At 44.7% G+C, this 10093-nt stretch carries 7 protein-coding genes; 2 read left to right on the top strand and 5 right to left on the bottom strand.

What is annotated here, in order from left to right:
• Positions 1 to 2412, bottom strand: a 2412-nt coding sequence (gene dnaE / locus WBA23_RS15045; protein WP_424583103.1) for a DNA polymerase III subunit alpha, incomplete at its 3' end; no start/stop codon positions are given.
• A gap of 383 nt (positions 2413 to 2795) precedes the next feature.
• Here dnaE and WBA23_RS15050 point away from each other — a divergent pair.
• Positions 2796 to 3632 (top strand): alpha/beta hydrolase, encoded by an 837-nt coding sequence (locus tag WBA23_RS15050; protein ID WP_424583104.1) that lies wholly within the window; start codon positions 2796 to 2798, stop codon positions 3630 to 3632.
• A gap of 124 nt (positions 3633 to 3756) precedes the next feature.
• Here the strand turns inward: WBA23_RS15050 and WBA23_RS15055 are convergent, their stop codons facing one another.
• From WBA23_RS15055 to WBA23_RS15065, 3 genes are all read right to left on the bottom strand, one after another.
• Complete coding sequence (locus WBA23_RS15055; RefSeq protein WP_424583105.1) at positions 3757 to 4227, bottom strand: GNAT family N-acetyltransferase; 471 nt, start codon at positions 4225 to 4227, stop codon at positions 3757 to 3759.
• On the bottom strand, positions 4227 to 5306 hold the full coding sequence (locus WBA23_RS15060) for a glutathione synthetase (RefSeq protein WP_424583106.1): 1080 nt from the start codon (positions 5304 to 5306) through the stop codon (positions 4227 to 4229). The genes WBA23_RS15055 and WBA23_RS15060 overlap by 1 nt, the downstream gene beginning before the upstream one ends.
• A gap of 95 nt (positions 5307 to 5401) precedes the next feature.
• Positions 5402 to 7225 (bottom strand): flavohemoglobin expression-modulating QEGLA motif protein, encoded by a 1824-nt coding sequence (locus WBA23_RS15065; RefSeq protein WP_424583107.1) that lies wholly within the window; start codon positions 7223 to 7225, stop codon positions 5402 to 5404.
• 266 nt (positions 7226 to 7491) lie between these two features.
• Between WBA23_RS15065 and WBA23_RS15070 the strand changes: the two genes are divergently transcribed.
• Positions 7492 to 8283 carry a tryptophan-rich sensory protein gene (locus WBA23_RS15070; RefSeq protein WP_424583108.1) on the top strand — a complete coding sequence of 264 codons (792 nt, stop codon included), beginning with the start codon at positions 7492 to 7494 and terminating at the stop codon, positions 8281 to 8283.
• 52 nt (positions 8284 to 8335) lie between these two features.
• On the opposite strand, the gene WBA23_RS15075 is transcribed toward WBA23_RS15070, so the two are convergent.
• Positions 8336 to 10093: ABC transporter permease (locus WBA23_RS15075; RefSeq protein WP_424583109.1), on the bottom strand; the 1758-nt coding region annotated here is incomplete at its 5' end.

Below are 10093 nucleotides of genomic sequence, written 5' to 3' on the forward strand. Positions count from 1 at the left end.
TAACCCCAAGAAGTCCATCTTCAACATTCCGGCTGACTCCACCACCGATCCATCAAACTGGGTAACGAAAAGATCCGAGTCTTTATCCGTTTTCACCGGAATGTATTCCAGCAGATCGTCGGGGGCAATAATCACTCCGGCGGCGTGAATTCCCGTGTTCCGAACCGAACCTACCAGTGTGTGAGCTAGATTGACTACTTCAGCTTGCTTGTCGGAGCCACGCTTAATCTGTTGGAGTTCGGGAACTTCGGCTAATGCTTGATCGAAGGTAGTGCCGGGTCGCTCCGGCACCAGTTTCGCCAGTCGATTCGCATCTACTAACGGTAGCTCACTCACTCGGGACACATCGCGGATAGACATTCGTGGCGCCATTGTACCGAAGGTGACAATCTGGGCCACTTGGTTTCGGCCGTACTTTTCAATTACGTAGTTGATTACTTCCTGCCGCCCGTCATCATCAAAGTCGATATCGATATCGGGCATACTGATCCGCTCGGGATTCAGGAAACGCTCAAAAAGTAGATCATACTCAATTGGGTCAATATTGGTGATTCCGGTACAGTAGGCGACTACCGAACCCGCGGCAGAACCCCGGCCCGGCCCAACCGATACTCCCATTTCCCGAGCGGCATTGATAAAGTCCTGTACAATCAGGAAATAACCCGGAAAGCCCATGCCTTTAATGATCTTCAGCTCATGGTCCAGGCGCTCCTGAATTTCTGGGGTAATTTCACCGTAACGCGGTTTCGCCCCTTCGTAAGAAAGGTGACGCAAATAATCGTTCTGATCGGTGAAGCCATCGGGAAGCGTAAAATTAGGTAATAGAATATCACGCTGTAAAGTCAGTTCCTCCGCTTTTTCGGCAATCTCAAATGTATTGGTAATAGCATCGGGACGGTCGGCGAAGAGTTGCTTCATTTCCACTTCGGTCTTCAGGTAGAACTCGTGGTTAGGCATTCCAAAGCGGAAGTTGCGCCCCCGACCGATGGGAGTAGATAACACTTCGTTGTTCTTCACGCAGAGCAGCGTATCGTGGGCATTCGCTTCCCCTTTATTTGCGTAGTAAACATTATTGGTGGCGATGACTTTCACTCCGTACTTATCGGCTAATCGGAGCAGCACTTCGTTTACCCGATCTTCTTCCTCCAAGCCGTGTCGTTGTAGCTCTACGTAAAAATCATTGCCAAATACCTCTAGCCACCACCGGAACGCCTCTTCGGCTTGGTGCTCACCCGTATTAAGAATCAGGTCAGGAATTTCTCCGGAGATGCCTCCGGTAGTAGCAATTAAGTCTTTAGCGTACTCCTGAATTAAGTCTTTATCTACCCGGGGGAAGCCGCCGTAGTAACCTTCAATATATCCTAGCGAACAAAGCTTCGCTAAGTTTTGATACCCCTGTTGGTTCTTCGCCAGTAATAACTGTACTGAACGCTGATCTTTAAAATCTTTGGTAAACTTCTTCTGATGCCGATCTTTGGTCATATAGACATCGCAACCGATAATGACTTTTACCCCTTGTTTCTTGCCCTCGGCTACCGCCTTAAATGCGCCAAATAAATTCCCTAAATCACTAATAGCAATAGCGGGCATATTCCGCTCCTTCGCGGCACTCACCAACTGCTTGATACTTGCAGTGCTCTGTAGAATAGAATACTGAGAGTGAACGTGGAGATGGCTAAATGGTGCCGTCTCAATTTTATTGACATCTACTTTCTTTTGCTGAGGCGGCCCAGCTACTTTAGATTTCTGAGGAGCGTTTTGCGGCATGTCCCGCATCGCTTCTTCCAGATTGGGACGTTCGTAAGTAATTTCTGCTAACGGAGTAGTATCGAAGGGTGAAATTACTTGCTCCTTCAGTAGCCCAAAGAAGCAACGGGCGGTAGCATCTACATCAAAGGCAGAGTTGTGTGCTCCATCAAACGGTACCCCAAATAATTTTTCGTGCAGTTCGGATAAGGTTGGCCACTTGTACTTACCACCACGTCCTCCCGGAATTTTACAGTAGTCGGTAGAAGAATCTTTGGTATCTACCTTTTCAATATTGAGTATCGAAGTTTCTATTTCTGCCCGCAGAAACTCAGCTCCCGACACATTAATGTCAAAGTCTACATTGTGGCCAATCACCTGACGCGTATGCTGGAGGTCTTCATTGAATTTAGTGAGTACTTCGCCCAGCAGATGACCTTCGGCTAAGGCTCGCTTGGTAGAGATACCGTGTACTTTCTCAGAATTAAAGGGGATAGTAAATCCTTCGGGCTTTACAATATAATCGTGAGCGGAGCGCAAACTACCGTCAGCGTTGTGTAACTGCCAAGAAAGCTGCACCAGTCGGGGCCAGTTGTCCAAATCAGAGATGGGAGCGTTATAATCGCGGGGTAGGCCAGTAGTTTCGGTGTCAAATATTAGGTACATCGGTTTGTGCTATCTTTCTTAACTATTTGATTTTATAACACGAAAGATACGCCGAGTGGTGCATTTATGCTACGTACTTTTGCATAAATACTTCATCCTATTTTTTTTAAGTAGCTCAGATAACTTCGTGAGTAGCTAGAAACAAGGGGCTTACAAATTAAGAGTGAAAGTAATAGTTGAAGCAAATTGTGGAAGAGTTTGGTGCTGATGAGTTGTCATGTTTACACTTTGTCTACGTCCTACTAGTAGGCTGCTTACCTCATGTTTACCTCTAATATTCACCCTTCTAAAATTACGCTTGTACTTTTGTGGCAGAGCCCTACAGTAAAAGAGGCTGTTGTTATTTAACCCAAAAATATAATCAATAGTAAACCCACACAACAATGCTTAATTACACAAAATTTGGAACCGGCCCATTGACTATGATTGCTTTTCATGGGTTTGGCCGAGACGCTACTATGTTTAAATCCTACGAATCAGTTTTTGCTTCGTACACAATCTATAGCGTAGACTTATACTTTCACGGTACTTCCGAAAATTATCAGCCTCATTACCTGGATGAACACCACTGGAAATTAGTTTTCTCAGACTTTCTGCGCAGAGAGCAGATAGATAAGTTCAGTCTACTAGGATTCTCTTTAGGAGGTAAGTTAGCCCTGTTTACCTATCAACTGTTTAGTGAACGTATCGAGAATCTACATCTGATTGCACCATACGGTATTCAAAAGAATCTGGTGGAAGTTCTGGTTCAGAGAACCCCGTTTTTGTACAAAAAACTAAACAAGTTCGTTGATGACCCTTCGTATTTGTTTCGCATGTTAAACGTTTTACATTTTTGCCAACTTATTAATACAACACTAGTAAAAATTATAGCGAAGCAACTAGATAGTAAGCATAAGCGGTTTCGAGCGTTTCATACCATGCTAATATACGGCGCAGTCAAACTAGACTTGGAGAATATACAGCAAAGCATTAGTCTACACGGGTCCAGAGTCCATTTATACATAGGTAAGTATGATCAGGTACTACGGCTCAAAACGCTATATCAGTACTTGGGGTACTTAAAGCATTTTTCGCTGCATGTGCTACCCAGCGGACACGGGAGCTTGCCCGACAAGGTAAAAAGCTTGTTAGCCCAAAAATCCGAAAACACGAATTTGATAAAAGAAGAAGCTATGCCAGTGGTAACGATGAATCACCATAAACTTCAGGCATACTGATAGTTAAACTCACGAAGGGCTGAAAAGTACCGTAGAGGTGGGTAAATATAAAGATAATCTACGCTCAGCCTTATGGAATTAGAGAGCACAATAGCGCGAGCAACCTGCCTAACTGTTGTTCGCGCTACAATTTTTTGCTCATCCGGTAGTTGGTTAACTCTACTCCCTTTATTTGCTTTCGGTTTTCCTTTATTACGTCAAACCCTTGGCGAATGAAGAAGCCTTGGGCGGTTTTACTGGCATCGGTAGTAATTTGGCGGTGTCCGGCGCGGGCAGCTTCTTGTTCTAATACTTTATAAAGTAGATTAGCAATACCTTGGCGCTGGTGGTTTTGATGAACGTAGAGAAAATCTAAGTACTCTTGTTCTAGTGAGCCAAACCCAACGATAATTTCGTTTGATACGGCTACCAGAAAGTACTGATCACTCATTGCTCGTTGCCACCGTGACTGATTGTGTACGGAGGCAGCCCAAGCTGCTATCTGTTTTGGTTCATAATCCTGCTGACCAATCTGTTTGACTGACCCAGAAAACAGGTCTAGTATCTCGGAAAGATCGTCGGTAGTAGCTCGCCGTATTTTTATCTTATGCGACATTAATCCATAATAGCCAACGTGGCGTTGTTAAGGCGACCGTTGTAAATTTTACGGTAGTATACTTTTTTTTCAATGGTTTCAATAACGGTAGGAAAGAACTCGGTACCCTGCTGCATTCCGGCTGACATCATACCGCCAGGACTGAATACATTAATTTCCATGAGTTTATCTCCTACAATATCTAATCCGATCATAAACAGACCATCTTGAATAATCTTGGGGCGAAGGGCTGCCGCTAACTTTAGCATATCATCGGTAACCTCGGCTTTTTGAGGGCGCCCCCCTGCGTGTAAGTTGCTTCGGAAGTCATCCCCTTCATTTACTCGTTGAAAGCAAGCGATCTTTCCGTCGTTTTCTAGCGGATGGCCATTCACTACGAACATGCGGGTATCTCCATCCTTAGCGGCGGGTAGATACTCCTGTACAATGACAAACCCATCGCGGCTGATGGCCTCCACAATTTGATCGAGGTTAGCCGCCTCTTTTCCTTTCACCATAAATACGTCCTTTCCCCCCGAGCCTTGTAGCGGCTTCAGTACAATTTTTTGCTCACACTCATCGTAAAACCGTCTTACATCATCCACGTCGCGGGTGATAATAGTACGGGGACGCACTAATTCAGGAAAATGCTGAAAATACATTTTGTTAAGCGCATTATGCAGTGCCTCAGGATCGTTAAGCACAATCACTCCGTTGCGTACCGCAATTTTTCCGAAGATAACTCCAGCACTTTGCGCCCACGGGCGATTCTCTCGGTCGTCTGATGGGTCGTTACGAATGAACATTACATCTAAGTTTTCTGATGTAACCTTCACCGGTTTCATGTCAGATTCAATCAAGCTGACGCTGGAATTTTCGTAGGCAGTCTGCATCTCTCCTAACATTACTTCGGTAGATTTTACTCCTTCCTCTACTCGGAATGCGTTAGCGCCCATATGACCATTAGATAGGTACATAAGATCGCCTACTCCAGCAATATAAGCCTCGTGACCCATTTGCATAGCCTGAAAAGCTAAATTGATAGTCGTGTAGGTATGAATCTCAGTGGCAATGTCGTTTACAATGAACGCTATTTTCATAATTATGATAGATTAAAAAGTGATTAGTATAGTAGTAAAAATATTATTTAATAATAGTAGGCAGCATGTACGTTCACCAGCGAAGTTTAACCCTATTAGTTAACGATCTTTTTAACAATATCTGTAATCTCAGTAGTATTTCTAAATTCACTTAATTGCTGTTGAGCATCATTATCGAACCAGTAGCGGGGTTTAATGGCAGGAGGTTGTAAAATTCCTCGTTCCCGTAGTGCCTGAATAGTGCCAATATGTTTTGCAGCGATTTTACCCATCAATAAAGGCTCTAAACTATTCCCCTGCTGCAAATGTTGCCAAACCCGAATAAATCCTCGTAAATAAATAAGATCTTTAGTAAACCCCCCTGCTTGATAAATGCGCGCTACTGTACCGAAAGCAGTGCGAGCACGAAAACCATACTGCTCAGTAAGTAGGGCAAACGCATCACAAAAAGACGTGTGCCTCATTCGCTCGTAAGCCACAACCACTCGGGCAGCTAGTAGACGCATTCGTAGCGGGTCTAGTCCACCAATAATATATTCTGTGAGCACAGCTAAACCTTCCTGTAACTCATCGTAATCAGCCAAACCTAGCCGCATTAACCGTATAGGTTGTTGGGAGCCATTGTAATAAGTAAGCACGTGAGTACCTACTTCGTGCTGAATCAATGCTTCTACCCGACTCTGGCGCAGCATAATTGAGTTGGGAATATATAGTTCGCCGTGCGAAACCATTAAACCTGGGATAGTACCGCCTAAGTGAACTTTCGTATTAAACTTTGGGTCTTGCTCACGATAATAAGCAAACTCTTTTTCTACCCGCTTGGCAAACTGCTCGGCTGAGTGGGTACCGGCATCAACCTTTTGTACTGGTATTTCTTCTAACAGCAGTTGCGCTAGTTGGAGTAGTTCTTCGTCGATAGTCTTGTACAGGCGAATGCTGCTATAAAGAAAATTTTCGCTACCGCGCTCATTAAGCATGTCCAATTGAATATCTAGCTCTTTCCGCTTATCGCGTAATATAAAAGCTAACGCCGGATCGTGAACTGCATCAATATCGATACTGTACAAAGCTTGCTTGCGCTCTTCCGGATCAATTGGTAAAATGGGATAGTAGAATGTAGGTGCTTTTTTATAATCTCCTGCCTGAAACTCCTCCCAGGCCGAACGTAGATTAGTAGCCGAAACCAGCATCAGAAAGCGAAACGAAGATTCTAACTCGTACAGTCGCTGGTCAGCTTGCCAGAATGCATCATCTACCGTAGTGCGACCTAATGTCCGAGGGTTGGTGATTTCATAATTAGTCTGCACCCGTAAAAAAGTATACAACGCTTGCCGAAGAGCATTAGAGAAATAATCGCGAAAGTTACGTAGTAGTACCGGGTACGATTCGCCCTGCTCAGGATGAGCAAACATTCGGGGAAGTGATACCTGCACCCAGATTCCACCGTGTTGGTCAAGCAGCTTATCAATACTTCCTTGGGGGGAAGCGTGCTGATTTTCAGTAATAGTAAGTGCGTTGTTTAGTACTTTTAGCGAGGTTAGCTCTTCTACCAAGGTAGCTACTGTGGTGCGGCTCTTCTGGTGGTAATAAGAAATTTTTAGGTCGGAACGGGTAGTGGCATCAAAGTGAATATCCAATAAGAGAAAAGAGCCGTATTGTCCGGCTCTCAACTTAATTATTTCCTCTAGCAAACCTTGCACTGGTACCAAGGCATCGGGTTTGTCTGGCACAATCAGATAAGAAGACTCTCCTCGCACCAAGCTATTCAACTCTAAACGGGCCTCCGGTTGGTGGAATATAATTAACAATGGAAGCGGCAAATCTAACTGAATCCAGTACCCTTTCTGAAGTTCCTGTTGAACAGGCTGATTGTTGGCAACCTTTTCTATTATTTCGGCGGTATTACTGTCCTTCTGCATACTGATACTAACCCAAGTGTTGAAAGGAAGTTCCGTTACTGCTTAGAACTTTTACTCTCATAGATAGTTGGAATACCGTATTATGTTGAGAAAAGCATAGGCTAACGGGATGCTGAGATATTATCATGTCTTTGTGTTATAGTTTTGGATTTAGAGTTTGAAGGAAGGTGATAAAGATCAAACCCCAAACCCAGAACTTAGGATCTGAGCACTAGCCCCCAAATCCTCCAGAACTTAACCTAGGATAATACTTTAACATTAAAATTATGAATAAATTAGCATTGATACCGGCCATCCGCTGGGTAGCTCTCGGACTTTTTGTGGTCACGCTACTGATGAATTATCTTTCGCAAGGAGTGCTGTTTGAAGGTAAAACTATCGGAGAAGTCTCAGACAAATACAGCACGCTAATTACGCCCGCCGGATATGCCTTCGCTATTTGGGGCTTAATCTACTTAACCCTACGGGCTTACGTTTTTTACCAAGCCTTCCGGGGCAGGCCCGAAGATAAAGTCTACGACCGGGCGGCGTTCCCATTGGTACTTAACCTGATAGCTAACAGTATTTGGTTGGTGGCTTTTCAACTGGAATATATCGCACTTAGTGGAATTTTCATGCTGGTTATTCTGGTCACGCTGATTCAACTGGTTATTATCTGGACGAAAGATCGTAGTTTACCCACTAAGCAGCGACGACTGATGCGGGTTCCCTTTAGTATTTACCTGGGCTGGATTTCGGTAGCTACGATTGTAAACTTTAGCGTAGTAGCCAAATATACTGGCTGGGATGTACTTGGTCTCAGTGAGCCAATCTGGGTGGTCATTATGACTTCGGTGGGAGCCGCTTTAGCTGTATTCGTTTTACTTGCCACCCGGAACTTCATGTATCCATTAGTATTTGTTTGGGCTTACGTAGCCATTGCCGTTGCTCAACCCGATAATCAGTTGATTTTTATCGCTGCTCTGGGCTGGGCCAGCATCATTTTTATTGCTGATCTGATCTACTTTATCAGCCAACGGAAGGCAATGAACAAAGAACAATTAGCAATGAACAATTAAGCGCGGTCAGATCTGACAGAAATTATTCATTGTTCACTTTTAATTGAAATAGTTATTCACTTCGTAGGCTATCAGCCGGATTGGCCCGAGCGGCTCGGATAGCCCGGCTACCGACGGTAACCACTGCCGTGATGAGGGCTCCTACAATAGCCAATACAAACGGCAGGGCCGATACGGAAGTGCGGTAGGCAAAATCGCTGAGCCACTGCTGCGCTAACCAAAATGCTACGGGTACGGCCACTAAGCCAGCAATTAGCACTATCTTTAGAAAATCCATACTTAACAAGGCAGTGATTTGGGTAACAGTAGCTCCTAGCACCTTACGGACGCCCACTTCTTTGGTGCGCTGTTCCGCCATATAGGCCGCTAATCCGAATAGTCCTAGCAATGCTACTAACAAAGTCAGCAAAGTAGCCCACAGCAGTGTCTGGCCCAATCGTTCTTGGTCGGCGTATAGTTGCGAAAAGTCATCATCCAGAAAAGAGTAGCGAATAGGGTGGGCCGGTTCAATTTGCTTCCAGAATTGTTCTACTTCAGAAATAGTGCTTCTTAAATCGGAAGTTGACAGACGAACCGCTACATCGCTAACCCAACCTCCTCGCATGAGGGGAATTGCTCCGCAAAACACTAACGGCTTAATGCCTTGCTCCAAGCTACTGTAATGAAAATCTTTTACGACCCCAACAATCGTTCCGGCTACTTGAGCTCCCCCTAAGCTTAACGGATGGCCAATCGGTTCTTTCAAATCATATTCCTTTATAAAAGACTCGTTGACTACAAACGTTTGAGCGGTAGTATCGGAAGGGGTTAGGAAACGGCCTTTTTCTACTTCCAGATTGAGTGCCTGAGCGAAGTTGTCATCCGCAAAATAGATATTTACCGATTTATTAATATCGACGCCCCCTATCTTGAAAGAGTAATCGGGATGACCACTACCGGGCATACTTACGGTAGCGGATACAGCTTTTATTTGGGAGGTCTGCAACAGTTGGTTGCGTAGTGACTGAATTTTCGCATAGGTCTGCTGAGAATTGGCTTTAATCACCATTACTTGCTCTGACTGAAATCCCAGTTCCTGATTTTGCATGTACTGCACTTGCCGATAGATGAAGGTCATGACCACTGCTGCCACAATAGCCCCCGCAAACTGAACCACAACCATTCCTTGTCGCAACAGTTTCCCCTTATCGCGACGCAGCCATTTGCCTTTCAATACCTCAGTTGGGCGATAGGCCGCTAGAAAGAAAGCCGGATAGCTACCGGATAGTATTCCTAAAACCACTACCAGACCAAGCAGCACTGGAACAATTAAACTCAACTCAGCTAAGCCCAACGAAAGTTGTCGGTTTGTGATCTGCTCAAAAGCAGGTAAAGTTAGTTCGGCTAGAAGGATAGCAATAGGCAAAGCTACTAGACACTGGAGAATGGCTTCAGACAGGAATTGAAAAATCAGTTGCTGGCGAGAAGCTCCATTTACTTTACGAACTCCTACTTCCCGGGCCCGACGAGCCGCCTGCGCCGTAGCCAGATTCATATAGTTAATACTGGCTACTATCAGCACCAACAACCCAACAATTCCGATAATGTATACCCGCTGAATACCTCCGCCCTGGGTAGAGAAAGGTCCACTGATTTGAGCTACAGTGTTTAGGTGGATATCACTAATAGGTTGTAGTTTCCATTCGGCATACTTATCCCGGCTTGATCCTATACTTTCTATTTCTTTCTGAATTCGGGGATTGATAGCGTCAGTTATTTTCTGCTCTAACTGGGCAACGTTAGTGTTAGAATGTAGCGACACATAGGTCGC

This window comes from Tunicatimonas sp. (genome assembly GCF_049647865.1).
In the GTDB taxonomy this organism is placed as follows: Bacteria; Bacteroidota; Bacteroidia; order Cytophagales; family Cyclobacteriaceae; genus Tunicatimonas.